19 protein-coding genes are annotated in these 23,689 nt (G+C 72.9%); 7 read left to right on the forward strand and 12 right to left on the reverse strand.

Annotated features, from left to right (window positions below):
- Positions 1 to 62: 62 nt before the first annotated feature.
- The 3 genes from ACZ4XX_RS22955 to ACZ4XX_RS22965 all read right to left on the reverse strand — a co-directional run bounded on the left by ACZ4XX_RS22955 (position 63) and on the right by ACZ4XX_RS22965 (position 4,706).
- Complete coding sequence (locus tag ACZ4XX_RS22955; RefSeq protein WP_468509723.1) at positions 63 to 749, reverse strand: GNAT family N-acetyltransferase; 687 nt, start codon at positions 747 to 749, stop codon at positions 63 to 65.
- 55 nt (positions 750 to 804) lie between these two features.
- Positions 805 to 2,856 carry an IucA/IucC family protein gene (locus ACZ4XX_RS22960; RefSeq protein ID WP_468509751.1) on the reverse strand — a complete coding sequence of 684 codons (2,052 nt, stop codon included), beginning with the start codon at positions 2,854 to 2,856 and terminating at the stop codon, positions 805 to 807.
- 182 nt (positions 2,857 to 3,038) lie between these two features.
- Positions 3,039 to 4,706, reverse strand: a complete 1,668-nt coding sequence (locus tag ACZ4XX_RS22965) for a diaminobutyrate--2-oxoglutarate transaminase family protein (protein WP_468509724.1) — start codon at positions 4,704 to 4,706, stop codon at positions 3,039 to 3,041.
- 277 nt (positions 4,707 to 4,983) lie between these two features.
- On the opposite strand from ACZ4XX_RS22965, the gene ACZ4XX_RS22970 reads away from it, so the two are divergent.
- Together ACZ4XX_RS22970 and ACZ4XX_RS22975 are read left to right on the forward strand one after the other, a co-directional pair.
- The gene (locus tag ACZ4XX_RS22970; RefSeq protein ID WP_468509725.1) at positions 4,984 to 6,162 is read left to right on the forward strand and encodes a trypsin-like serine peptidase; all 1,179 of its coding nucleotides are present in this window, start codon (positions 4,984 to 4,986) and stop codon (positions 6,160 to 6,162) included.
- Positions 6,163 to 6,392: 230 nt separating this feature from the next.
- Positions 6,393 to 7,580, forward strand: a complete 1,188-nt coding sequence (locus ACZ4XX_RS22975; RefSeq protein ID WP_468509726.1) for a trypsin-like serine peptidase — start codon at positions 6,393 to 6,395, stop codon at positions 7,578 to 7,580.
- Positions 7,581 to 7,845: 265 nt separating this feature from the next.
- Here ACZ4XX_RS22975 and hflX read toward each other — a convergent pair whose 3' ends face one another.
- The 6 genes from hflX to miaA all read right to left on the reverse strand — a co-directional run bounded on the left by hflX (position 7,846) and on the right by miaA (position 16,624).
- A complete protein-coding gene (hflX, locus tag ACZ4XX_RS22980) occupies positions 7,846 to 9,339 on the reverse strand; it encodes a GTPase HflX (RefSeq protein ID WP_468509727.1) in 1,494 nt (497 codons plus the stop codon).
- Between the two features lie 271 nt (positions 9,340 to 9,610).
- Complete coding sequence (locus tag ACZ4XX_RS22985; RefSeq protein WP_468509728.1) at positions 9,611 to 11,101, reverse strand: M1 family metallopeptidase; 1,491 nt, start codon at positions 11,099 to 11,101, stop codon at positions 9,611 to 9,613.
- Between the two features lie 215 nt (positions 11,102 to 11,316).
- Complete coding sequence (locus ACZ4XX_RS22990) at positions 11,317 to 13,749, reverse strand: RelA/SpoT family protein (RefSeq protein WP_468509729.1); 2,433 nt, start codon at positions 13,747 to 13,749, stop codon at positions 11,317 to 11,319.
- 203 nt (positions 13,750 to 13,952) lie between these two features.
- On the reverse strand, positions 13,953 to 14,831 hold the full coding sequence (gene dapF, locus ACZ4XX_RS22995) for a diaminopimelate epimerase (RefSeq protein ID WP_468509730.1): 879 nt from the start codon (positions 14,829 to 14,831) through the stop codon (positions 13,953 to 13,955).
- A 245-nt stretch (positions 14,832 to 15,076) separates the two neighbouring features.
- Positions 15,077 to 15,577: a hypothetical protein gene (locus ACZ4XX_RS23000; protein WP_468509752.1), complete on the reverse strand. Its 501-nt coding sequence runs from the start codon at positions 15,575 to 15,577 to the stop codon at positions 15,077 to 15,079.
- A 108-nt stretch (positions 15,578 to 15,685) separates the two neighbouring features.
- On the reverse strand, positions 15,686 to 16,624 hold the full coding sequence (gene miaA / locus ACZ4XX_RS23005; RefSeq protein ID WP_468509731.1) for a tRNA (adenosine(37)-N6)-dimethylallyltransferase MiaA: 939 nt from the start codon (positions 16,622 to 16,624) through the stop codon (positions 15,686 to 15,688).
- Between the two features lie 188 nt (positions 16,625 to 16,812).
- Between miaA and ACZ4XX_RS23010 the strand changes: the two genes are divergently transcribed.
- Both ACZ4XX_RS23010 and ACZ4XX_RS23015 read left to right on the forward strand, forming a co-directional pair.
- Entirely contained in the window at positions 16,813 to 17,082 is a 270-nt protein-coding gene (locus ACZ4XX_RS23010) for a hypothetical protein (RefSeq protein ID WP_468509732.1), read from the forward strand.
- A 51-nt stretch (positions 17,083 to 17,133) separates the two neighbouring features.
- A complete protein-coding gene (locus ACZ4XX_RS23015; protein WP_468509733.1) occupies positions 17,134 to 17,484 on the forward strand; it encodes an antitoxin in 351 nt (116 codons plus the stop codon).
- 282 nt (positions 17,485 to 17,766) lie between these two features.
- Here the strand turns inward: ACZ4XX_RS23015 and ACZ4XX_RS23020 are convergent, their stop codons facing one another.
- The 3 genes from ACZ4XX_RS23020 to miaB all read right to left on the reverse strand — a co-directional run bounded on the left by ACZ4XX_RS23020 (position 17,767) and on the right by miaB (position 20,629).
- Positions 17,767 to 18,546 (reverse strand): class III extradiol dioxygenase subunit B-like domain-containing protein, encoded by a 780-nt coding sequence (locus ACZ4XX_RS23020; RefSeq protein ID WP_468509734.1) that lies wholly within the window; start codon positions 18,544 to 18,546, stop codon positions 17,767 to 17,769.
- A 245-nt stretch (positions 18,547 to 18,791) separates the two neighbouring features.
- Positions 18,792 to 19,070, reverse strand: a complete 279-nt coding sequence (locus tag ACZ4XX_RS23025; RefSeq protein ID WP_468509735.1) for a hypothetical protein — start codon at positions 19,068 to 19,070, stop codon at positions 18,792 to 18,794.
- Positions 19,071 to 19,099: 29 nt separating this feature from the next.
- Positions 19,100 to 20,629 carry a tRNA (N6-isopentenyl adenosine(37)-C2)-methylthiotransferase MiaB gene (gene miaB / locus ACZ4XX_RS23030; RefSeq protein ID WP_468509736.1) on the reverse strand — a complete coding sequence of 510 codons (1,530 nt, stop codon included), beginning with the start codon at positions 20,627 to 20,629 and terminating at the stop codon, positions 19,100 to 19,102.
- A gap of 429 nt (positions 20,630 to 21,058) precedes the next feature.
- Here miaB and ACZ4XX_RS23035 point away from each other — a divergent pair, with 429 nt between their 5' ends.
- The 3 genes from ACZ4XX_RS23035 (at position 21,059) to ACZ4XX_RS23045 (ending at position 23,687) form a co-directional block, all read left to right on the forward strand.
- On the forward strand, positions 21,059 to 21,742 hold the full coding sequence (locus tag ACZ4XX_RS23035) for a DedA family protein (RefSeq protein ID WP_468509737.1): 684 nt from the start codon (positions 21,059 to 21,061) through the stop codon (positions 21,740 to 21,742).
- A gap of 92 nt (positions 21,743 to 21,834) precedes the next feature.
- Positions 21,835 to 23,052 (forward strand): sensor histidine kinase, encoded by a 1,218-nt coding sequence (locus tag ACZ4XX_RS23040; RefSeq protein ID WP_468509738.1) that lies wholly within the window; start codon positions 21,835 to 21,837, stop codon positions 23,050 to 23,052.
- Positions 23,043 to 23,687 (forward strand): response regulator, encoded by a 645-nt coding sequence (locus tag ACZ4XX_RS23045; RefSeq protein ID WP_468509739.1) that lies wholly within the window; start codon positions 23,043 to 23,045, stop codon positions 23,685 to 23,687. The genes ACZ4XX_RS23040 and ACZ4XX_RS23045 overlap by 10 nt, the downstream gene beginning before the upstream one ends.
- Positions 23,688 to 23,689 lie beyond the last annotated feature (2 nt).

Here is a 23,689-nt window from a genome sequence, read left to right on the forward strand (position 1 = left end):
CGAGGACTCCTCGGAGTGGGAACCGCTGTGGGTCGAGCGGTGTATAGAAGACAGAGGGTGGTTCACAGAACGTGACGGAGGGCGCGGTCACGCACCATGAGCGCCGCTCGTTTGTCAGGGAGGTCGACTTCTGCCGCATAGCGGAAGCCGCCGCTGAGGAAGGCCGAGACGGAGGGGGTGTTACGGATGTCGGGTTCGGCGACGACGCGGGTACAGCGGGGACGGTGGTCGAGGACGAGATCGGCGGCGGCGCGCAGCAGAGTGCTGCCGACGCCGCGGCCACGGTCGGTGACGCCTCCGATCAGCAGATGGATACCGGTGTCGTGGGGACGCGCCGGGTAGTGCCGGGCGAGCGGGTCGAGGTCGGCGCGGTAGATCTCGAAGTAGCTCATGGGCGTGGCGTCGAGCACTCCGAGGCAGGGGACGCTGCGGCCGTCGCCCTCGAGTTGGGTACGGATGTGCTCGGCGGTCACGGTGTCGGGTCCGGCCAGTTCCCAGAAGGCGGCGACGGCGGGGTCGTTCATCCATCGGGCGACGAGCCGCAGGTCTCGTTCGAGCCGCACGGGGATGAGCTGGAAGACGCCGGCGGACGTGTGGGCCGGGTTCCAGGAGGCGACGGAGTCCAGCAGGTCGCCGTCGAGGGGTTCGGCGTCGATGTGACCGCCTTCGAGGAGGGTGACGAGTTCGTCGAGTCTCAGGTCGAGGGTGTCGTCACCGGGCGGGTCGGCCGGTGGGCGGGTGGGTGACACGGTGTCGCTCTCCTCTCGGCGGTGCGGTGGGGGCGCGGTTTCTCCGTAGGCGGGCTCAGACGCGGAGGGGGTTGGTGACGGTGACATAGACGGACTGGGTGTCGACGGGTCCGACGAGTTCGTCCATGCCGTGCAGGCGGGTGAGGAGGTTGGCCTTGCTGCGGAGGGTCGCGGCTTCCAGGAGGCGGTGCGGCAGGGGCGATCCGAGGCTGGTGGCGGAGGTGAGGAAGCTGCGGAAGGCCGCGAGCAGGACGCGCTCGTCGGCGAGGTGCTGGGCGCCGAAGGCGCCGATCAGGCCGAGGACGTTGTTGATGCCGAGGTAGTAGGCGAAGCGCTCGTCGGTGACCTGGTCGGAGACGAAGGTGTCGCTTGCGGCTCCGATGCCGGGGAGGCGGTTCTCCAGCTCGCTCCGGTGGGACTCGCGGAAGTAGTAGCCCTGGTTGTCGCGGTAGCGCCCGCCGACCGGCCAGCCGTCGGGGTCGAGGAGCACCAGGGTGTTCTGCTGGTGGGCCTCCAGGGCGATGCCGGCGTGGCCGTCGAGCCACAGGACCGGGCGGACGACCTGGTCGAGGTAGCGGAGGAACCACTCGGCCGCGACGGCGGTGGTGGGACGGCCCGTGCGGGCGGCGAGGCGGCCGATGACGTCGGCGAGCCGGGAGCGCATGGTGCTGGTTCCCGGCCAGGGCCGGGGGGTGGTGAGGGAGGCGATGCAGACGGCGTCGTCGCCTGGCCCGAAGGGGTTGTGGCGAATCATGAGGTCGAGGCCGGGGACGGGGGCGCCGTCCGGGTCGTCGACGGCGAGCCACGCGGGGTCGCGGACGATGTCGAAGCCCGGATGGGCGGCCTGCCACTCGTCGACGAGACCGGTACGGAGCAGCCGGTGGACCTCGACGCCGCGGTGGAGCTCCTTGCGGAGGTTCTCGCGGCGCGAGTTGGTGATGCGCAGGCCGAGGGAGAGCTTGAGCATGGCCCGGGCGCCGGGGCGGTGCACGGTACGGACGGAGGAGGTGGGGTGCCACGGGCTGCCGTGGAGACCGAGGTCATGGAGGAGGCCGGCGTCGATGAGGTCGCGGATGTCGGCGCGGTGCAGCAGCTCTCGGGCCTGCCAGGGGTGGACGGGCAGGGGCGCGGTACCGGCGGGGAGCGCGAGGCCTTCGGCGAGGCCGATGGCGAGCTGCTCTGCACTGACGGGACGGCCCTGTTCGGTCCAGCCGGAGTCGGAGGCGAGGAGGGAGAAGTCGACGGCGAGCCAGTGGAGGGGGAAGGAGCCGTGCAGTTCGGGTGAGTAGAGCCGGGCCTCGGCGTCGGAGAGGCCTTCGCGGCTCTTGGGAGTGGGGTGGAGGGGGTGGCCGAGCAGCAGGGACTGTTCGGCGGCGAGGAAGAGGTCGGCGTCCGGGTGCGGTTGAGGCGAGCGGCGGCGCTCGGTGAGGAATTCGGCGGTGCGGCGGGCCGAGTCGGCGACCCTGCCGACGAGTTCGGTGCCCTCGGGGCGGCCGGTCTCCCGGCTGAGCAGAGCGGCCACGGTCACGGCGTCGACGGTGGGGGCCGTGGCCGGGAGGCCTTCGAGGGCGGGGGCGCCGAATCGGTGCCAGCCGGTTGAAGACCAGTAGCGGACGGGGACGAGGAGGGCGGTCCCGCTGGCGTCGAGGGGAATGCGCAGGGTGGTGGAACCGGGGGCCGACAGGTTCTTCTCGCGGACCCAGCAGCGGAGGAGGTTCTCGAGGGCGGCCACGTCGGCGGCGCGCTGCGGATCGGGGTCGTCCAGAGGGTCGGCGTCGGCGGCGAGGTGCGGGTCCGGGGCCGGGTCGCGCTGCGGGGCGGTGGCGTCGGCCGGGCGGTACGGGTGCTGGTGCTCGTCGCTCAGCGGATCGGTTCCCACGACCGTGCGGTGCGGTCGGGGGTCGTACGGGCCGATGTGCTGGCGCGGGACCGTGGCATCGGAGGGGCGGCCTGCGGCTGCGGGGGCGGGGTCCAGGACATCGTGCTCGGCGGTGCCCGGGCCCGGGGCGCCGAGGTCCGTGGTGCCGAGGCCCCGGGCGCCGAGGTCCGGGGCGGGTTCGGGGGCCGTGAGGGGTTCAGGGGCGAGGAGGTGGGAGGGGGGTTCCATGGGGGTGAGTCCCTCGGTGGCGAGGGACTCGGTGGTCAGCAGGGAGGCATCCAGTGCCGTGGAGGCGAGGACCTGGGAGGTGAGTTGCTCGACGGCGAGGGGGGCCTCGGTCTCGGGTGCCGGGGAGGGGGGCGTGGCGTTCACGGGGCTTCCTTGGGGGGCGGGGCCGGGGGCGGCCCGGGTCAGAGGGACGGCCCGGGGGCGGTCCGGGGGGCCGTGGGCCTTCGGGCGGCGGGCAGTTGGGGGGTGTGGGCCCGTTCGGCCGCGGCGAGGGCGTCGGCGAAGCGGTCCAGGACGGCGGTGGCCTGCTCGTCGGTGAGCGTGAGTGGGGGCAGGAGCCGGACCACGGCGGAGTGGCGGCCGCCGAGTTCGACGATGAGTCCGCGGGCGAGGCACTCCTGCTGGACGGCGACGGCCAGGGCGGGGGCGGCGGGCGGTACGAGGTCGTCCGGTCCCGTCGCGTCGGGGTCGACGAGTTCGACGCCGATCATGAGGCCCCGGCCGCGGACGTCACCGACGCAGGGGTGGACGGCCGCGAGGCTCCGGAGTTGGCCGAGGATGCGGGCACCGAGGATGCCGGCCCGCTCGGCGAGTCCGTTCTGGCGGACGTACGCGAGGGTGGCCGTGCCGGCGGCCATGGCCAGCTGGTTGCCGCGGAAGGTGCCCGCGTGGGCGCCCGGTTCCCAGGTGTCGAGCTCGGACCTGTAGACGATGACGGCGAGGGGAAGGGAGCCGCCGATGGCCTTGGAGAGGACCATCACGTCGGGCACGACGCCGCTGTGCTCGACGGCCCAGAAGGCACCGGTGCGACCGACGCCGGTCTGGACCTCGTCGACGACGAGCGGGATGGAGCGGTCGGCGGTGATGCGGCGCATCCGGCGCATCCAGTCGTCGGGCGCGGGGATGACCCCGCCCTCGCCCTGGACGGCTTCGAGGATCATTCCGGCGGGGGTGGTGACGCCGCTCTTGGGGTCGTCGAGGAGGTTCTCGGTCCAGCGGGCGGCGAGTTGGGCGCCGCGGGCGCCGCCGACGCCGTAGGGGCAGCGGTACGAGTGCGGGTAGGGCAGCCGGGTGACGCGGACGTCGGTCGCTCCGCCCGAGGCGTCGAGGGCGCCGGACGTCATGCCGTGGTAGGCACCGGTGAAGGCGAGGAGTCCGCTGCGGCCGGTGGCGGTGCGGACCAGTTTGAGGGCCGCCTCCACGGCGTCCGTGCCGGCCGGTCCGCAGAACTGGATGCGCGCGTTGTCGGCGAGTTCACCTGGCAGGGTGGCGAACAGCTCGGAGGTGAAGGCGTCCTTGACGGGGGTGGCGAGGTCGAGGACATGGAGCGGGGCTCCGGAGTCGAGGACCTTCTTCACGGCTTCCAGGACCACGGGGTGGTTGTGGCCGAGGGCGAGTGTCCCGGCGCCCGACAGGCAGTCCAGGTAGCGGCGGCCGTCGGCGCCCTCGATGGTCAGCCCTCGTGCCCGCACGGGGACGATGGGCAGGGAGCGGGCGTAGGTCCGGGCGGCGGACTCGCGCAGGGACTGGCGGCGCAGGATGCCTTCGTACCCGCCACCGCCGCCCTGTTCCGAGGGCCCCCGGGAGGAAGCCGCCCGGTCCGGGACCCCTCGGTCGGAAGTCGCTCGGTCCGGGGTCCCCTGAGCCGCGGTCGCCCGGTTCGAAGGTCCTCGGTTCGAGGCGTCCCGGGTGGTCGGGGTATGCGTCCCTGTGCCGGCCTCGTCGGGCGGTCCGGCGACGGGCCCGTCGGGCGTCCGGGTCTGCGTCCGCGCGGCCGGTGGGACGGCCGGAGCTGATTCGGTCACGGCCACGGCTCGGTGTCCTCCCGCTGTAACAGTTGCGTTGCACATCGGGACGTCGTGAAGCCGCCGCAAGGGCCGCCCTGAGCGCCACCGTTGTGTCCCCCGTACGTACCAACGACGCGAACTGCCCAGGATCACGGGCCGGAGGCAAGAACTTGGCGTGTCCCGGATCACGGCACGGCAACGACGGAACCATGGCCGGAACCGCCGACCGGGCGCGTACCGTCCCCTCCGGCACCGGCATAGTGGGGGCCGTCGGCCGCCGCCCGCACGGGCGCGGCCGCTGTCCATGCACCAGTTGACGTAGTCCCAGGGGGATCACGAGATGCGATCGATTCGTCCGCTGCTGACGGCGGCTTCCGCCGTCGCGGCGCTGACGCTCACCGTTACGGCCTGCGGACCGAGCGAGGAGAACGCGGGAGACAAGCCCAGCGCTTCCGCGACCGCCCAGAACCCGGTCGACAAGATCAAGATTCCGGAGGACCTGAAGGATCGCCTGAAGGAGCACGGGATCGATCTCGACAAGTGGCGGGACGGCGAGTGGAAGAACTGGGACCGCGACAAGTGGCTGCGTGAGGCCAAGGACTTCGTCAACCCGATCATCGAGGACCTCTGGGACCCGGACCGGATGCGGGACGCCGAGCGCCCCGACAAGCCGGTCGAGGAGGAGGACATCTCGGGTGACGAGGGTGTGACCGACCCGACGCCGGTTCCGGTGCGGGCCAGGCCCGTGCCGGCGAAGTACCACGGCAACGCCGCTGAGTCCGGGAAGGTCTTCTTCGACGGCCCCGAAGGCTCGATGGTCTGCTCGGCCACGGTCGTGCAGGACCCGGCGCACCCCGGCAAGTCGAACATGGTGTGGACGGCCGGCCACTGCGTGCACAAGGGCAAGAAGGGCGGCTGGTACCGCAACATCGCCTTCGTCCCCTCGTACAACGACTCCGCGCTGTCGACCGCCGACCTCGAGAAGGCGTCGCGGGAGCAGATCGCGCCGTACGGCGTGTGGTGGGCGGACTGGGTCAAGACCTCCGACCAGTGGATCGCCGAGGGCGCGTCCACGGGCGGCGCGGGCGCTCCGTACGACTTCGCGGTCATCAAGGTGACCCCGGAGAAGGGCGGCACGACCAAGTCCCTGGAGGAGACCGTCGGTTCGGCGCTTCCCGTGGACTTCAACGCGCCGGCGGTGCCGAAGATCGCGGCCATGAAGGCGACCGGTTACCCGGCGGCGCCGCCGTTCGACGGCCAGCGGATGTTCCAGTGCGAGGACAAGCCGGGCCGGCTGTCCCTGAAGGCGGAGCAGCCGACGATGTACCGCATCGGCTGCTCGATGACCGGTGGTTCGTCCGGCGGCGGCTGGGTCGCCCAGGGCGGTGACGGCAAGCCGGCGCTGGTGTCGAACACCTCGATCGGCCCGTCGACGGCCGGTTGGCTCGCGGGTCCGCGCTTCGGTCCCGAGGCCAAGGCCATGTTCGACGAGGTCAGCAAGAAGTACGCCGGGCAGTAGGCGCGCGGGGCGGGAGGCGGGGTCCTCGGGGCCTCGCCTCCCCCCATGCCCGCCGTCAGGGGGCTTCACCCGGACAGGGGAAGCCCCCTGTGCCGCCCTTCGTCAGGCCGTTCGCCCGACCGGCATACTGTGCACCGCAAGTGACGCGTCCATGGCAATGCCAGGCGGGAGCGCGCCGGAATCGAGGCCGCTCCCCGGACGCGGGAATCATCTCAGGGGGAATTCACCACATGCGTTCCGTACGACTCCTGCCCGCCGCTCTCGGCCTGGTCACCGCGCTCGCGCTGACCGCCACGGCCTGCGGCCCCACCGAGACCCCGGCGGCCGACAAGCCGGCCGCCGGGTCGAGCAGCTCCGCGTCGGGCACCGACGACGCGGCCACCGGAGACGGTGGCGCCGACCTCACCACGGACCTCGCCGACAAGCTGAAGAAGCACGGCGTCGACCTGGACAAGTGGAAGGACGGCGAGTGGAAGAACTGGGACACGAACACCTGGCTGCGTGAGGCCGAGGACTTCGTCAACCCGGTCATCGACGGGCTCTGGGACCCGGCGCGGATGCAGTCCGCCAAGAGCCCCGACCCCACGATCACCGCGCAGGCCGGAGGCGGCGGCACCGACCCGACGCCCCGCCCCGTCAAGGCGCAGCGCGAGAAGACGCCGTACCACCGCAACGCCGCCCCGGTCGGGAAGATCTTCTTCGACTCGCCGCAGGGTCACATGGTCTGCTCCGGCACCATCGTGAAGGACCCGCGCCGGCCCGGTAGGTCCAACCTGGTCTGGACGGCCGGCCACTGCGTCCACGCGGGCGGGAAGGGCGGCTGGTACCGCAACATCACCTTCGTCCCGGCCTTCAACGACCTGGGCAAGTCCCCCTCCGCGCTCAACAACGCGCAGCCGCACGAGATCTACCCGTACGGCCAGTACTGGGCCGACTGGGCCGTGACCTCGGGTGAGTGGATCAAGTCCGGTGGCACCAACCAGGCCTGGCCGTACGACTACGCCGTCCTGCACGTGCAGCCGCAGCGGGGCGGCAAGTCCCTGGAGGAGACCGTCGGCGCCGCGCTGCCCGTCGACTTCTCCGCCCCCGCCCCCGCGCCCGCGCAGTCCGGCGCGATCGGCGCCTGGGGATACCCGCAGGCCGCTCCGTACAACGGCGTGATCATGCACAAGTGCCTGGACCGGGCGACGCGGATGACGACGGCGCCGGCCACGCCGGTGATGTACCGGATCGGCTGCACGATGACCGCGGGTTCGTCCGGCGGCGGCTGGTTCCGCGTGATGCCGAACGGGAAGACGGCGCTCGTGTCGAACACCTCGATCGGCCCGGCCGGCAGCAACGGCTGGCTCGCCGGACCGCAGTTGGGCCGGGGCGCGAAGGCGGCCCACGAGATGGTCAGCAAGAAGTACGCCCGCTGACCCGTTGCGTCTCGGGCACCGATGCGTCTCGGGGCCACCGTCGCGGCACGAGGGCGACCGCCGTCGGCCGCCCTCATCGGCAGCCGTCATCGCACGAGGGCGGCCGACATGGCCGCCCTCGTCACCGCGGCTCCCCTCACGACGGCTCCGCTCACGGTTCCCCTCACGACGCCTCTCGTCATGACAGAAGGCGCCGGTCCCCTCCCTCTCGGGAGGAGGCCGGCGCCTTCGTCTTATGTCAGGTCGCTGCGCGGAGTACGTCAGGTCAGTGCGCCGCGGGAACGTACGGCGCGAGCGTCGCCGCCAGTTCCTCGTGCACCCGGACCTTGAGCAGGGTGCCCTCCGGGGTGTGCTCCTCGGACTCGACCTCGCCCTCGGCGTGCACCCGCGAGACGAGACCGCCCTGCGTGTACGGTACGAGCGCTTCGAGCTCGACCTTCGGGCGGGGCAGCTCGGAGTCGATGAGCGCGAGCAGCTCCTGCATGCCCTGGCCCGAACGGGCCGAGACCACGATGGAGTGCTTCTCCGTCCGCAGCAGGCGCTGGAGCACCAGCGGGTCCGCTGCGTCCGCCTTGTTGATGACGACGATCTCCGGCACGTTCACCGCGCCGACGTCCCGGAAGACCTCGCGCACGGCGGCCAGCTGCTCCTCCGGCACCGGGTGCGAGCCGTCCACCACGTGCAGGATGAGGTCTGAGTCGCCGACCTCCTCCATGGTGGAGCGGAACGCCTCGACCAGGTGGTGCGGCAGGTGCCGGACGAAGCCGACGGTGTCGGCCAGCGTGTAGACCCGGCCGGTGGGCGTCTCGGCCCGGCGGACGGTCGGGTCGAGCGTGGCGAACAGGGCGTTCTCCACGAGCACGCCCGCGCCGGTGAGGCGGTTGAGCAGGGAGGACTTGCCTGCGTTCGTGTATCCGGCGATGGCGACCGACGGCACCTTGTTACGGCGCCGCTCCTGCCGCTTGATGTCACGGCCGGTCTTCATCTCCGCGATCTCCCGGCGCATCTTCGCCATCTTCTCGCGGATACGACGCCGGTCGGTCTCGATCTTGGTCTCACCGGGACCACGGGTGGCCATGCCGCCACCGCCGCCGCCACCCATCTGACGGGAGAGCGACTGACCCCAGCCACGGAGGCGCGGCAGCATGTACTGCATCTGCGCGAGCGCGACCTGCGCCTTGCCCTCTCGGGACTTGGCGTGCTGGGCGAAGATGTCGAGGATCAGGGCGGTCCGGTCGACCACCTTGACCTTGACGACGTCTTCGAGGGCGATGAGCTGGCCGGGGCTGAGCTCTCCGTCGCACACGACGGTGTCGGCACCGGTCTCGACCACGATGTCGCGCAGTTCTCGCGCCTTGCCGGAGCCGATGAAGGTCGCCGGGTCCGGCTTGTCACGGCGCTGGATCACGCCGTCGAGCACGAGGGCGCCCGCCGTCTCTGCGAGGGCCGCGAGTTCCGCGAGGGAGTTCTCCGCGTCCTGGACGGTCCCGGAGGTCCAGACACCGACCAGCACGACGCGCTCGAGGCGCAGCTGGCGGTACTCGACTTCGGTGACGTCCTCGAGCTCGGTGGAGAGGCCGACGACACGGCGCAGGGCCGCGCGCTCGGAGCGGTCGAACTGGTCGCCGTCCCGCTCTCCGTCGATCTCGTGGCTCCAGGCGACGTCCTCTTCCATCAGGGCATCGGCCCGAAGGCTCTCGGTACGACTCGTCTCCGCGAAGCGCTGCTCGTCCTGGGGAAGGGAAGAAGAGGAGGTCATTTGATCCTTACGTCGATTGCTTCCACAGCGGCGCCGGAATCGGCGCCGCCGTCGAGCGATGAGTCTTATGCCGTGACAACGCGTGAGGGCACGGGATGATTCCCGGTCCGTCGGCCGCGTCGCCGACCTGAAGATGGTGACACGCCCCGACGGGGCCCGTCACCCGGGTTTCGGGGGCCCGCCCCTCCGATTTCGGTCCCGCCACCCGGGTCTCGGGCGGGTCCTGGGACGGTCACCCGGGTCTCGGGACGGTATCCGGGCCCCGGGACGGTCATCCGGGTTTCGGGGCGGTCCGCTCGGTACCGGCCGGGCCGCTGCGCCAGTCCGGGTGGCCGGGCATGGCCGGGGTCTTCTCCTCGTACAGCCAGCCGCGGAAGAAGGCGGTGAGGTCGCGTCCGGCGATCTCACCGGCCAGGGCGACGAAGTCGGCGGTGGTGGCGGTGCCGTCCCGGTGGTCGGCGACCCAGCGCCGCTCCAGGCGCCCGAAGGCCTCGTTGCCGATCTCCTGGCGGAGCGCGTACAGGACGAGGGCGCTGCCGTCGTAGACCACGGGACGGAAGAGGCTGATCTTGTGGCCGGGCGAGGGCGGCTCGGGGGCGGCCGGCGGGCCGCCGTCGGCCCTCCACCCGTCGGAGGCGGCGTAGGCGGCCTTCATGCGCCGCTCCAGGGACTTGCCCGCGGTCTCCTCGGCGTACAGCGCCTCGTACCAGCTGGCGTGCCCTTCGTTGAGCCAGAGGTCGGACCAGGTCCGCGGCGAGACGCTGTCGCCGAACCACTGGTGGGCCAGCTCGTGCACCATGACCGAGTCGACGTACCACTCCGGGTAGCGCGGGTCGGTGAAGAGGCGGCGCTCGAAGAGCGACAGGGTCTGGGTCTCCAGCTCGAAACCCGTGGTGGCGTCCGCGACGAGCACCCCGTACGTCTCGAAGGGGTACGGGCCGACCTGCCGCTCCATCCACTCCAGGTGGCCGGGGGTCCTGCGGAGCCAGGGCTCCAGCAGCTGCCGGTCGGCGGTGCGCACCACGTCCCTTACGGGCAGGCCGTGGGGGCCCGACCGGTGCACGACGGTGGAGCGGCCGATGGAGACCTGGGCGAGCTCGGTGGCCATGGGGTGGCTGGTGCGGTACGTCCAGGTCGTCGTGTCGCCCCGGGTGACCCGGCCGGTGGGCAGGCCGTTGGCGACGGCGGTGAGCGTGCTGGGGGCGGTCACGCGGAAGGTGAAGTACGCCTTGTCCGACGGGTGGTCGTTGGACGGGAAGACCCGGTGGGCGGCGTCGGCCTGGTTGGCCATGGCGAGACCGTCGCCGGTACGGACCCAGCCACCGGTGTCGGCGGGACCGCTCGGGTCGCTGGTGTGGATGACGGTGATGTCGATCGACTCGCCCTGGTCGATCGGCACGGCGGGGGTGACGACGAGGTCCTCGCCCCTGGTCGTGTACGTGGCGGCCAGGCCGTCGACGGTGACGGCGGAGACCGTGCCGTGGGTGAAGTCGAGGTTGAGCCGCTCCAGGTCGTCGGTGGCGAGCGCGTCGATCCGGGTCACGGCGGCCAGCGGCTCGGTGTTGACCCCGGGGTAGGTGAGGTCGACGGCGTACGCGAGGACGTCGTAACCGGGATTGCCGAGGTGGGGGAAGAGCGGGTCCCCGATGCCGAGTGGCTCCGGGGCGGGCAGCGCGGCGGCGACGAGCCCGGCCGAGGCGGCGACCAGGACGGCGGAGCGGAGCCACCGCGCGCGGGGCAGGGGCGTTCGGACGAGCGGCATGGGCCAGGCCTTTCCGGAGGACTGGCCCTACGGCTACCAGGGCCGCGCCCGCTCCCCCGGGCGGCGCGCTCGCCCGCCACTCGAAGGGGGACACGGGCGGGTCCGGCGCCACGCCACGCCGGGCCGGGTCCGTGCCGGGGTGGCTCCTCGCCGCACCGCTCGTCTCCCCCGCTCGTCTCCCCCGTTCGCCTCCACCCGCTCGCCTCCCCGGCCGGTCAGGCCCGGCGGGGCTCCTGGGAGCGGTGGCGGGCGCGGCTCACGTCGTACACCCCGGGCACGTCCCGCATGGCCCGCATCAGGGCGGCGAGGCGGGCCACGTCGGGCAGGTGGAGGGTGTACGTGTGGCGGACCCTCTGCTCGCTGGGCGGCTCGACGGTCGCGGAGACGACGGCGGCCCCGGCGACGGCGATGGCCTCGGTGAGGTCGGCGAGGAGACCGGGCCGTCCGAAGGACTCCGCGACGAGGGTGACCCGGCCGTGGGTGGTGTCGCCCCAGCGGACGGTGACGGGTTCGCGGCCGAGCCGGCGCATGGTGTCGACGGCCGCGCAGCCGTTCCGGTGGACGGTGACGGATCCGCCGCGGACCCGGAAGCCGGTGATCTTGTCGGGCGGTACGGGGGTGCAGCAGCCGGCCGGACGGACGGAGGCGCGGGGCTCGCCCTCCAGGTCGGCGTGGAGTTCCGCGCCGGAGCGGTGGTCGGCGGTGACGCCGGACTGCGGCCGGGTGCCGGACGTGGCGACGGGCGGCGCGGCGCTCTCCGGATGGGCTTGGAGCCAGCCGGTGATCGCGATCCGGGCCGCGGGGGTACGGGCGTGGTCGAGCCACTCGGGGGACGGCCCGGAGACGGTGTCCTGGGCGAGCAGCAGCTGGACGGTGTCTCCGTCGCCGAGGACCGTGCTGAGGGGGGCGAGGCGCCCGTTGACGCGTGCGCCGAGACAGGCGTGGGCGGCTTCGCCGTGCTGGGCGTAGGCGGCGTCGACGCAGCTGGCTCCGGCGGGGAGGCTGATCGTGCCGGGTGCGCTGCCGTCGGCACGGAAGACGGTGATCTCGTCGTCCTCGGCGAGGTCGGCGCGGAGCGAGGTCCAGAAGGTGTCCGGGTCGGGGGCGGCCTGCTGCCAGTCGAGGAGCCGGGAGAGCCAGCCGGGGCGGGTGGGGTCGACGCGCTCACCGTCCTCGGCGGCCGGCGCGTCGACGGTGGCGGGTGCGCCGGTCGCTTCGGGTGCGCCGGGTGCGCCAGGTGCGCCAGGTGCGCCGATTCCGGACGGTGCGTCGGACGTGGCTGATGTGGCGGACGCAGCGGATGTGGCGCGGGTGGCAGGTGTGGCGCGGCGTGCAGGTGCGGCGCGGCCGGCGCGGGCGGCGATGTCCCGTGGCGAGGCGATTCCCCGGCGGCCGGTGGTCGCCGATGCCGCGGGGGCCGTGCCGGCCTGGGCCTCTCCGTCCGGGGTGGCGCCCGGCTGCGCCGTCGTCTCCTGCCCCACGTGCGGGTTGCCGAGGGCGACGACCCCCGCCTCCGCGACCGTGTGCATCCGGTGGGTGCGGATGAGGACCTCGGCCACGGCGCCGTCGGGGGCGGCGACGGCGGTGTGCAGGGACTGGTACAGGTTGAACTTGGGGGCCGCGATGAAGTCCTTGAACTCGGAGATCACCGGGGTGAAACAGGTGTGGAGCTCGCCGAGCACCGCGTAGCAGTCGGCGTCCTCGGAGACCAGGACGAGGAGCCGCCCGAAGTCGCAGCCGCGCAGCTCGCCGCGCTTGAGGCGGACGCGGTGGACGGAGACGAAGTGGCGCGGGCGGACGAGGACTTCGGCGCCGATGTCCGCCTCGCGCAGGACCGCCGAGACCTGTTCGGCGACGGCGCCGAGCGCGTCGCCCGCGTGCGGGTTCGCGGCGATGAGCGCGCGGGTGGTCTCGTACTCCTCGGGGTGGAGGATCGCGAAGACGAGGTCCTCCAGCTCGGTCTTGAGGGCCTGGACCCCGAGCCGTTCGGCCAGCGGGATGAGGACGTCCCGGGTGACCTTGGCGATCCTCGCCTGTTTCTCGGGCCGCATCACCCCGAGCGTGCGCATGTTGTGGAGCCGGTCGGCGAGCTTGATCGACATCACCCGGACGTCGTTGCCGGTGGCGACCAGCATCTTGCGGAAGGTCTCGGGTTCGGCGGCGGCGCCGTAGTCGATCTTCTCCACCTTGGTGACGCCGTCGACGAGGTAGGCGACCTCGTCGCCGAACTCCCGGTGCACCTGATCGAGCGTCACATCGGTGTCCTCGACGGTGTCGTGGAGGAGCGACGCGGTCAGGGTGGTGGTCTCCGCGCCGAGTTCGGCGAGGATCAGGGTCACCGCGAGCGGGTGGGTGATGTACGGCTCGCCGCTCTTGCGGAACTGGCCACGGTGCGAGGACTCCGCGAGGACGTACGCCCGGCGCAGCACCGAGAGGTCGGCCTCGGGATGGTGGGCGCGGTGCGCCTCGGCGACATGGCTGATCGCGTCGGGCAGCCGGTCACGGGACGCCGGTCCCGCGGTGGCGCCGAGCAGCGCGGCGCGGCCGATCCTGCGCAGGTCGATGCGGGCGCGCCCGCGTCTGCGGGCGGTCGTATCGGTGACGGCGGCTTCCGCCGAACTCACAGGGTTGGTGGCCTCTGCGCTCATGGGGCACCTCCGGCAACGTCGACCGGCGGTGGGCGGGCCAGGCGTGCCCGGGGGCCGGTGCTTGATGCTACCGACCCCACCACGTGGCGCAGTCGCCCTCTCGCTCAGCGTGAATCGGATCACCCATTCGAGCGACAAATCAGTCGTTGACTGTTTCGATTCCGTCGCTTCCTTCGATTCCCGCGGGGCTGGGGCGCCCGTCCTCAGCCGAGCCAGGCGGGGTCGACGGTGCCCTCGGCGACGATCACCGCGGGCCCCGTCATGTCGATCTGCCCGTCGGGATGCTCGGTGATGACCAGCGTCCCGCCGAGCACGTCGACGGTGTACGTGACGGGGGTGCCGCTCTCGGCGGGGTCGGCGCCGTCCCGGCGGGCGGTGGCGACGGCGACGGCGCACGCGCCCGTACCGCAGGAGCGGGTCTCGGCGGCGCCGCGCTCGTGGACCCGCATGGCGACGTGGCGGGGGCCCCGGTCGGCGACGAACTCGATGTTCACCCCGTCCGGGTAGACCGCGGCGGGCGCGTACGGCGGCTCGGAGTAGAGGTTGCCCGCGTGGTCGAGGTCCTCGACGAAGGCGACCGCGTGCGGATTGCCCATGTTCACGTTGCGCGCGGGCCAGCTGCGCCCGTCGACGGTGACGGTGACGCCGGCCTCGGGGAGGACCGCGCGGCCCATGGCGACGGTGACGGAGCCGTCCTTGTCGAGGTGGACGCGCTTGATGCCGCCGCGGGTGGCGACGGCGACCTCGCCGGCGGTGGCGTGCCCGGCGTGCTCCAGGTAACGGGCGAAGACCCGGACCCCGTTCCCGCACATCTCGGCGACCGAGCCGTCGGCGTTCCGGTAGTCCATGAACCACTCGGCCTCGTCGGCCATGTGCCGGGCCTCGGGGTGGGCGGCGCTGCGCACGACGTGCAGCAGCCCGTCGCCACCGATGCCGGCCCGTCGGTCGCAGAGGCGCGCGACGACGGCCGGGGGAAGGTCCACGGCGTTCTCCGCGTCGGGGACGATCACGAAGTCGTTCTCGGTGCCGTGGCCCTTGAGGAACCGGAGGGGCGGGAGTGGTGAGGTCTGCGCGCTGGTCACGAGATCAACTGTACGGGGTGGCCCCGACAGCCCGCCCGGTCGCCCACAGGGCGGTCGGGGCCGAGGCGCTCACACCGGCCGGTGCGGGGCGCGGGCGCCGGTCGGTGCGAGGGGGTCGGTGCGCGGCGGGTCGCGCGGAGCCGTCCGTACGAGGCCGCGCGGCGGGTCGCGCGGAGCCGTCCGTACGAGGCCGCGCGGCGGGTCGCGCGGAGCCGTCCGTACGAGGCCGTGGACCCGTCGTACGGTCAGCGCAGGCGGGCGACGCGCCAGACCGCGAGGGCGACCAGCGCTGCGATCGTTGTCACGTACAGCGCGAGGTAACGCCAGTTCGGGCGCTCGCCCGAGCCGCGCGGCGGGAGGCCCGGCCAGGTGTAGCCGACCTTGCGGGCGGCCATCACGCCCCAGCCGGCCGCGCAGAAGCTGATCAGCAGACCCAGCATGGCGAGGACGGCGCCGCCGTCCCCGGAGCCGAAGGCGAGCGGGAACGCGAACATCAGCGAGCCGACGGCCGCCAGACCCACGATCGGGGCGAGCTGCCAGATCCTCAGCCGACGCTGGGGACGCAGTTCGACCTCGACCTCGTCGGCGTCCACCTCGACGGCGGTTCCCACCGCGTCGTCGGGGCCGTCCGGGGTCAGCCCCGGGGCGCCGACCGGCAGGTCGTCGATCGGACGGCCCGGTGTGTCACCCGTCGGGTCACCGAGCGCCGATTCGTGCTGTTCTCTGTCGCGAGGGCCGGCCTCCATCGCCACGCGCCCTCCCCACTCGGACTCCACTTGGTCGATCGATGCTCGATGATGGCACGCTCCCGACCGCCGAAATGACGGGCAGGGCGTCCCGATGCCATCACGTGATCAGGCTGTAACCGCTCGTTCGACCAACGAGAGCGCCTGCCCCGGGAGTTCCCCCCGGTGATCTGCGGCTCCGCTGAGCCAGTGGACGCGCGGGTCGCGACGGAACCACGAGTCCTGGCGGCGGGCGAAGCGCTTGGTGGCGCGGACGGTCTCGGCGCGCGCCTCGTCCTCGGTGCACTCCCCCGCGAGCGCGGCGAGGACCTGCTGGTAGCCGAGGGCGCGGGCCGCGGTGCGCCCCTCCCGCAGGCCCCGGGCCTCCAGGGTGCGCACCTCGTCGACGAGGCCGGCCTCCCACATCCGGTCGACGCGCGTGGTGATCCGCTCGTCGAGTTCGGGGCGGCCCACGTCGACACCGATCTGGACGGTGTCGTACACGGAGTCGGGGCCCGGCAGGTTGGCGGTGAAGGGCTTGCCGGTGATCTCGATCACTTCGAGGGCGCGGACGATCCGGCGTCCGTTGCTGGGCAGGATCGCGCGGGCCGCCTCGGGGTCCGCCTCGGCGAGCCGGGTGTGCAGGACGCCGGGGCCTCGCTCCTCGAGCTCGGCCTCGAGCCGGGCCCGGACGGCGGGGTCGGTGCCGGGGAACTCGAGGGCGTCGACCGCACCCCGTACGTACAGACCGGAGCCGCCGACGAGGACGGGGGTGCGGCCGGCGGCGAGCAGCCGGTCGATCTCGGCGCGGGCGAGGCGCTGGTACTCGGCGACGCTGGCCGCCTCGGTCACGTCCCAGATGTCGAGGAGGTGGTGCGGAACGCCGCCGCGTTCCTCCGGCGTCAGTTTGGCGGTCCCGATGTCCATCCCCCGGTAGAGCTGCATGGAGTCTGCGTTGACGACCTCGCCCCCGAGCTGCTGGGCCAGGAATACACCCAGATCGGACTTTCCGGCCGCTGTGGGGCCGACGACGGCGATGACCCGCGGGGCGGGAGCTGCACTTCTCACCGCACCAGTCTCGCAAACCTCCCGGCCCGTCCCCGAATGAGCTACGTGACGGTGCCTCATCCGGCTTCGTTGCCTGTTGCGAGGTTCCTGCCGTCGATCATCACGGAATCCCTCCCATCCGAGTACGCTATGGAGTGAATATGGGCGTTTTTGCAGTGTTTCGCCGTAAGAAGAAGGATGCGGCCGCGGTGTCGCCGGCGGAGGCGGAGACCGGGGCCGTCGCTCCGGCGGCGGACGGCGAGACGGAGACGGCGTCCGGTACGGACGCCCTGGAGGCCGCGACCGGATCCGGGGCCGACACGGCGAAGGCGGCGACCGCGGAGACGGACGGCGTCGACGCGGACGAGTCGGAGGCCGGAGCGGTCGCCTCGGAGGTCGTGGAGGTCGTGGAGATCCCGAAGCAGCAGTCCGTCGAGGCCGCCGCGGACAACGAGGCCGGCGAAGGCGCCCGTAAGTAGGCAGCACACGGAACACGGACTCCTCGGGGGTCCTCTGAGGGAAGGTGCCCCATGGGTCTCCTGGATTCGCTGAAGGCAAAGCTCGCCCCGGCCAAGGACAAGGTCGCCGACCTCGCGCAGCAGCACGGGGGCAAGATCGATCACGGCATCGAGAAGGCCGCGAAGCTGGTCGATGAGAAGACCAAGGGCAAGTACAGCGACAAGATCCATTCCGGTACGGACAAGGCCAAGGACGCACTGGACCGGATCGGTCACAAGGACGACGGCACGCCGGGGAGCGGAAGCGCCCCCGGGACAGGCCCCACGGTCGGCACCGGCCCCTTCCCCGGGACGGCCGACCCCACGCCCGGCAGTGGCACCACGCCCGGAAGCAACGGCACGACACCGCCGCCGAGCGCCTGACGTCCGGCGTCACCCGGCAGTCCCTCCGCACGGCGGGGGGGGGGGGGAGACCGGGCTCCTCGGGCGGCCGACGTTTTCCTCCACCCCTGTTTACCGGCACTCCGGACCGAGGTGCGAACAAACGCTCCCCCCCGCCCCCCCCCCCCCCCCCCCCCCCCCCCCCCCCCCCCCCACCCCCCCCACCCCCCCCCCCCCCCCCCCCCCCCCCCCCCGCCGGCCCCCCCCCCCCCCCCCCCCCCCCCCCCCCCCCCCCCGTTTCCGCACACCCGCGTGCCGAGGCCCTCAGGACCAGGCGGCCACGAAGTACCCCACGCCGTACGGGGCGTCCTCGAAGAGCAGCCGTCCGTCGAGGTCCGCGCCCTCCGCGGCGCCCGCGAGGACCTGCCAGGGGGCGCGGCCGGCCGCCTTCAACTCGTACGCGAGTTCCGGTTCCAGGGCGAGCAGCGCGGCCGCGTCGGCCGTGCCGAGGGCGCGGGCGGCCTCCGCGTCGAAGCCCGCGGCCCGCTCGTCGAGGTAGCCCGGCGCCTTGACGGTCCGGCAGGCACTGCCGTCGCCCATCACCAGGAGGGCGACCCGCTCGGCCGAGTCGGCGAGGCCGCGGCCGATCCCGGCGCAGACGTCCGGCGTCGCCTTCGGGTCGACGCCGAGGCCCTCGATCGGCGCGTCGGCCCAGGCGGCCCGGCCGAGGAGCCAGGCGCCGACGGCGAGGGCGGCGGGCAGGGGGCGGTCGTCGGCGGGTTTGTCGGCTGTCCGGTCGTCGGGGCGGTCGTCGGGCCGGTCGTCGGCGGCCGGTCCCCCGCTCGGAGGTTCGGTGCCTCCCAGTCGTACGGAGAGGTCGACGCCGAAGCCGGCGAAGGAGCCGGCCGAACCCGCGGGGAAGACGCCGTGCGCGCCCCCGTCGGCCGGCCCGACGACGTACAGCCGGTCGGGACGCGCCGCGGCGAGCAGCCCGACGACGTCCGTACAGGCCGCCCGCGCGGCGTCCAGCTCGGGGGCGGCGCCGGTCGCGACCTCGGGCACGAGGAGCGGCGGGCAGGGGCAGACGGCGGCGGCGACAAGCATGATCGGCAGCCTACTGCGCGCCGCCCTCGGAGCCGGGCTCCCCGGGCGCCCTGACACGCCGTCCGCCCGGTGCGCCCGGTGCGACCGGTGCGACCGGTCGGGCCGCGCGTGACCACGCGCCCGACGTGACTGCGCGCCCGATGCGACCGACGCGACCGCGCGCGCCCGATGCGACCGATGCGACCGATGCGACCGATGCGACCGATGCGACCGATGCGACCGATGTGAGCGCGCCCGACCGGCCGCTACTCGGGCGCCCCGGCCTTCGAGTCGTGGACCAGCTCGGCGACGCCCATCGTGATCTCGGTCAGCGTCACCGCGCCCTTGACGATCACCAGGTAGCTGTCGCCGCCCGGCATGCGGTACACCTCGCGCCACTTCTCCCGCATGGGCGCGCGGTACGCCCTGGTGGCGGCGAGCAGCGACTCCCGGGCGTCCTCCCGGGTGCCGCTCACCCGGGCGACCACCTCGGTGAAACAGGATTCACCCGACGCGTACTGCGCGTAGACGATCCACTTCTCCATGCGTTCCCCCCCCACGGGTACGAGCGGCGTCAGTGGCTCCCGCAGGCCGGGACCTCGGCCGCCGGGAGCGGCTCCGGGACCCCGATCTTCGGCAGCCCGAGCAGGACGCCCGCCGGCTTCGCGGCGGACGCGGTGGTGCGCTTCTCCCAGGCGTCGCCGGCACGGGTGCGGCGCACCGCCGCGACGGGCCCCTCGGCGAGCAGGTGGTGGGGGGCGGCGTACGTGATCTCGACGGTCACGACGTCGCCGGGGCGGACGTCCTCGTCCGGCTTGGTGAAGTGGACGAGCCGGTTGTCGGGGGCGCGGCCCGAGAGGCGGTCGGTGGCGCCGTCCTTGCGGCCCTCGCCCTCGGCGACCATGACCTCCAGGGTGCGGCCGACCTGCTTCTTGTTCTCGTCCCAGGAGATCTCCTCCTGGAGGGCGACGAGCCGCATGTAGCGCTCCTGCACGACCTCCTTGGGGATCTGGCCCTCCATGTCGGCGGCCGGGGTCCCGGGGCGCTTGGAGTACTGGAAGGTGAAGGCGTTCGCGAAGCGGGCCTCGCGGACGGCGTGCATCGTCTGCTGGAAGTCCTCCTCGGTCTCGCCGGGGAAGCCCACGATGATGTCGGTGGAGATGGCGGCGTGCGGGATGGCCGCGCGGACCTTCTCGATGATGCCGAGGAAACGCTCCTGCCGGTACGAGCGGCGCATCGCGCGGAGGATCGAGTCCGAGCCGGACTGCATCGGCATGTGCAGCTGCGGCATGACGTTCGGGGTCTCGGCCATCGCCGCGATCACGTCGTCGGTGAAGTCGCGCGGGTGCGGGGAGGTGAAGCGGACGCGCTCCAGGCCCTCGATCTGTCCGCAGGCGCGCAGCAGCTTGGAGAAGGCCTCGCGGTCACCGAGGTCGGAGCCGTACGCGTTGACGTTCTGGCCGAGCAGGGTGATCTCGGAGACGCCCTCGGCGACCAGCGCCTCGATCTCGGCGAGGATGTCGCCGGGGCGGCGGTCCTCCTCCTTGCCGCGCAGGGCCGGGACGATGCAGAACGTACAGGTGTTGTTGCAGCCGACGGAGATCGAGACCCAGGCGGCGTACGCGGACTCGCGGCGGGTCGGCAGCGTCGAGGGGAAGGCCTCCAGCGACTCGGCGATCTCGATCTGGGCCTCCTCCTGGACGCGGGCGCGCTCCAGGAGGACGGGCAGCTTGCCGATGTTGTGCGTGCCGAAGACCACGTCGACCCAGGGGGCCTTCTCGACGATCGTGTCGCGGTCCTTCTGGGCGAGACAGCCGCCGACGGCGATCTGCATGCCGGGGCGGGTGGTCTTCCTCGGGGCGAGCCGGCCGAGGTTGCCGTACAGCTTGTTGTCGGCGTTCTCACGGACCGCGCAGGTGTTGAAGACGACGACGTCGGCGTCCCCGTCGGAGCCCTTGGGGGCTTGGACGTAACCCGCCTCTTCCAGCAGACCGGAGAGCCGCTCGGAGTCGTGGACGTTCATCTGGCACCCGTAGGTGCGGATCTCATAGGTCTTGGTGCCGTCAACGCTCACTGCGGTGCTCCGGTCGCTGCTGCTCGTCATGCGTCCAAGGGTAGGCGGTCCCCGGAGGGCCTCAGGCCGGACCGGGGGCGGACCGGGAGGTCGGGCCGGGAGGTCGGGCCGGGAGGTCGGGCCGGGGGGCTGGTCGGGAGGTCGGGCCGAGAGGTCGGGTCGGGGGGGCTGGTCGGGAGGTCGGGTCGGGGGGGCTGGTCGGGAGGTCGGGTCGGGGGGGCTGGTCGGGAGGTCGGGTCGGGGGGGCTGGTCGGGAGGTCGGGTCGGGAGGTCGGGTCGCCCGCCGGGCTCCGGGCCGTGCGCCCGTGACCCTGCGGTTTTCCGCAGGGTCGGATGTACGGAGAACCGCACCGGGGTGGGCGGGAACCCCCATACCGGCGCTGAGCTGCGGTTCCTAGGTTCGAGGGAGAAGCGCGGGGCACCCGCCCCGCACCCTCCCGGCCGGCTTGGAGTCCTGTCATGAACCTCGACCTCACGACCCTGGCGATCGCCCAGCAGCCCGCCGACGGCGTCGCCGGCTGGGCCGCCGACCTCGTGGACACGATGGGCGGCCCCGGAGCCGGTCTCGCCATCGCCCTGGAGAACCTCTTCCCCCCGCTGCCCAGCGAGGTGATCCTGCCGCTGACCGGTTTCGCCGCCGGTCAGGGAGTGCTGAGCCTGGCCTCCGCGCTGTTCTGGACGACGCTCGGTTCGGTCGTGGGAGCGGTGGCGCTCTACTGGATCGGGGTGCTCTTCGGCCGGGACAGGATGCATGCGATCTGGCGGAAGCTGCCCCTGGTGAAGTCCTCCGACCTGGTCCGTACCGAGGAGTGGTTCGCCAAGCACGGCACCAAGGCCGTCTTCCTCGGCCGCATGGTGCCGATCTTCCGGAGCCTGATCTCGGTGCCCGCCGGTGTCGAGCGGATGCCGATGCCGCTCTTCGTCATGCTCACCACGCTCGGCAGTCTCATCTGGAACAGCGTCCTCGTGATGGCCGGCTACTGGCTGGGCGACCGCTGGGACCTCGTGGAGACGTACGTGGGGGTCCTGTCGAAGGCGGTGCTCGTCATGGTCGTCGTCGCGGTCGTGGCCTACGTGGCGGTCCGGCTGCGCGGCCGGGGCCGGGGCCGGGGCCGGGCCACCCAGCACCGGCGTGCCTCGTGACCCCCGACGCCCGTCCCACCGGTACGGCACCGCTTCCCGCACAGCCCTGGCGATCTTGCCCGGGCTGTGCGGGCGCACTAGTCTCGGGCCCCGTGTACGGGGACGGGGGATCGGCGAGTACCGGGAACGGCGCGGGTGGGTACGCACCCGGTGGGAACGAACCCGTCACCCGCACGACCGTCCCGTCCTGGCCCCGCCGCGGCCTCGGGACCCTCCTCGGCTGCGCGACCGCGCTGCTCGGCGCCCTCTACTTCCTCGTCGTCGGTACGGCTCTCGGCCCGTTCCTGCTCTGGCCGCGCACCCGCTCCAGCGCCCTGGAGATCCTGATGGCCGGCGCCCGGCGCCTGGTCACCGTCGAACGGGCCCGCCGCTCCGTCTTCTTCGGCGACCTCTTCCCCGAGCACTACAAGGCCTCGGACCGGAAGATCCTGCGCTACCTCGCCGTCCGCAGCTACACGGGACTGCTCTGCGCGGTCGTGCTCGCGCTGCTCGTCTTCGGCGCCGTCCTGGCGGGAATCCTGGCGTACGGCGTGGGACGGGGCACGCTCGACTGGGACGAACTGCTCACCCAGGTCCTGCTCGGCGGTGTGCTGCTCTTCCTCGACGTCCAGGGCCTGTACTCGCTGGCCGCGCTCGACGCCCGTACCGCCCGTGCGTGTTTCGGGCCCTCCGAGCGGGAGCTGCTCCAGCGCCGCATCGACGAACTCGCCGCCAGCCGGGCCGCCGTCGTCGAGGCCGTGGACGCCGAGCGGCGGCGCATCGAACGCGATCTCCACGACGGGGTCCAGCAGCGCCTGGTCGCGCTGGCCATGCTGATCGGCCGGGCCCGCCGCGGCCGGCACCCCGAGCAGGCCGACGCGCTGCTGCTCCAGGCACACGAGGAGTCCCGGGGCGTACTGACCGAACTGCGCGAGGTCGCCTGGCGGGTGTACCCGTCGGCGCTCGACAGCCTCGGGCTCGAAGAGGCGATCGGCGGGGTCGCCGAGCGGAGCACCATCCCGCTGCGGACCCGTTTCGAGGTCGCCGAGCCGCTGCCCCGGCCGGTCGAGACGGCGGCCTACTTCGTGGTGTCGGAGTCCGTGACGAACGCGGCCAAGCACTCCTCGGCCTCGGGGATCTCGGTGACCGTGGCCCTCGAAGGGGCGCGGCTCACCGTGCGGGTCGAGGACGACGGCACGGGCGGCGCGAACGAGACCGGCAGCGGGCTGACCGGACTGCGCAGCCGGGTGGCCGCGCTCGACGGCGTGCTGCACATCCACAGCCCCCTCGGGGGACCGACCACCATCACCGCGGAGCTGCCGTGCGCGTAATCCTTGCCGAGGACTCGACCCTGCTGCGGGAGGGCCTGGTCAGGCTCCTCGCCGAGGAGGGCCACGAGGTCCTGGCGGCGCTCGGGGACGCGTTGACGCTGCTCAAGGAGGTCGAGGAGCAGCGGCCGGACGTCGTCGTGGTGGACATCCGGATGCCCCCGACCCATACGGACGAGGGGCTGCGCGCGGCCGTCGAGATCCGCGAGCGCTGGCCGGAGGTGAGCGTGCTCGTGCTCTCGCAGCACATCGAGCGCCACTACGCGGCCAAACTCCTCGCCTCCAACGCCGAGCGGGTCGGCTATCTCCTCAAGGACCGGGTGGCGCAGGTCGAGGAGTTCCTCGACGCGCTGGAGCGCATCCATGCCGGCGGGGCCGCCATCGACCCGGAGGTCGTACGGCAGTTGGTCATCCGGACCACCCACGGGGATCCGCTCGCGCGACTGACGCCGCGGGAACGGACGGTCCTGGAGGCGCTCGCGGAGGGGCACACGAACGCGGCCATCGCGCAGAAGCTGCACATCTCGCTGAGTTCGGTGGAGAAGAACCTCAACACCGTCTTCGACAAGCTGGAACTGACCCACACGACCGGCTACAGCCGGCGGATCCTCGCGGTGCTCCGCTATCTGGAGTCGTAACG

The organism is Streptomyces sp. NPDC029956, assembly GCF_055574655.1.

Bases quoted from the DNA above. Each gene is read 5' to 3' on its own strand.
- ACZ4XX_RS22960 (WP_468509751.1), bottom strand. From the start codon at position 2,856: ATGGAACCCCCCTCCCACCTCCTCGCCCCTGAACCCCTCACGGCCCCC.
- ACZ4XX_RS22965 (WP_468509724.1), bottom strand. From the start codon at position 4,706: ATGTGCAACGCAACTGTTACAGCGGGAGGACACCGAGCCGTGGCCGTG.
- ACZ4XX_RS22970 (WP_468509725.1), top strand. From the start codon at position 4,984: ATGCGATCGATTCGTCCGCTGCTGACGGCGGCTTCCGCCGTCGCGGCG.
- ACZ4XX_RS22975 (WP_468509726.1), top strand. From the start codon at position 6,393: ATGCGTTCCGTACGACTCCTGCCCGCCGCTCTCGGCCTGGTCACCGCG.
- hflX (WP_468509727.1), bottom strand. From the start codon at position 9,339: ATGACCTCCTCTTCTTCCCTTCCCCAGGACGAGCAGCGCTTCGCGGAG.
- ACZ4XX_RS22985 (WP_468509728.1), bottom strand. From the start codon at position 11,101: ATGCCGCTCGTCCGAACGCCCCTGCCCCGCGCGCGGTGGCTCCGCTCC.
- ACZ4XX_RS22990 (WP_468509729.1), bottom strand. From the start codon at position 13,749: ATGAGCGCAGAGGCCACCAACCCTGTGAGTTCGGCGGAAGCCGCCGTC.
- ACZ4XX_RS23000 (WP_468509752.1), bottom strand. From the start codon at position 15,577: ATGGAGGCCGGCCCTCGCGACAGAGAACAGCACGAATCGGCGCTCGGT.
- ACZ4XX_RS23015 (WP_468509733.1), top strand. From the start codon at position 17,134: ATGGGTCTCCTGGATTCGCTGAAGGCAAAGCTCGCCCCGGCCAAGGAC.
- ACZ4XX_RS23020 (WP_468509734.1), bottom strand. From the start codon at position 18,546: ATGCTTGTCGCCGCCGCCGTCTGCCCCTGCCCGCCGCTCCTCGTGCCC.
- ACZ4XX_RS23025 (WP_468509735.1), bottom strand. From the start codon at position 19,070: ATGGAGAAGTGGATCGTCTACGCGCAGTACGCGTCGGGTGAATCCTGT.
- miaB (WP_468509736.1), bottom strand. From the start codon at position 20,629: ATGACGAGCAGCAGCGACCGGAGCACCGCAGTGAGCGTTGACGGCACC.
- ACZ4XX_RS23035 (WP_468509737.1), top strand. From the start codon at position 21,059: ATGAACCTCGACCTCACGACCCTGGCGATCGCCCAGCAGCCCGCCGAC.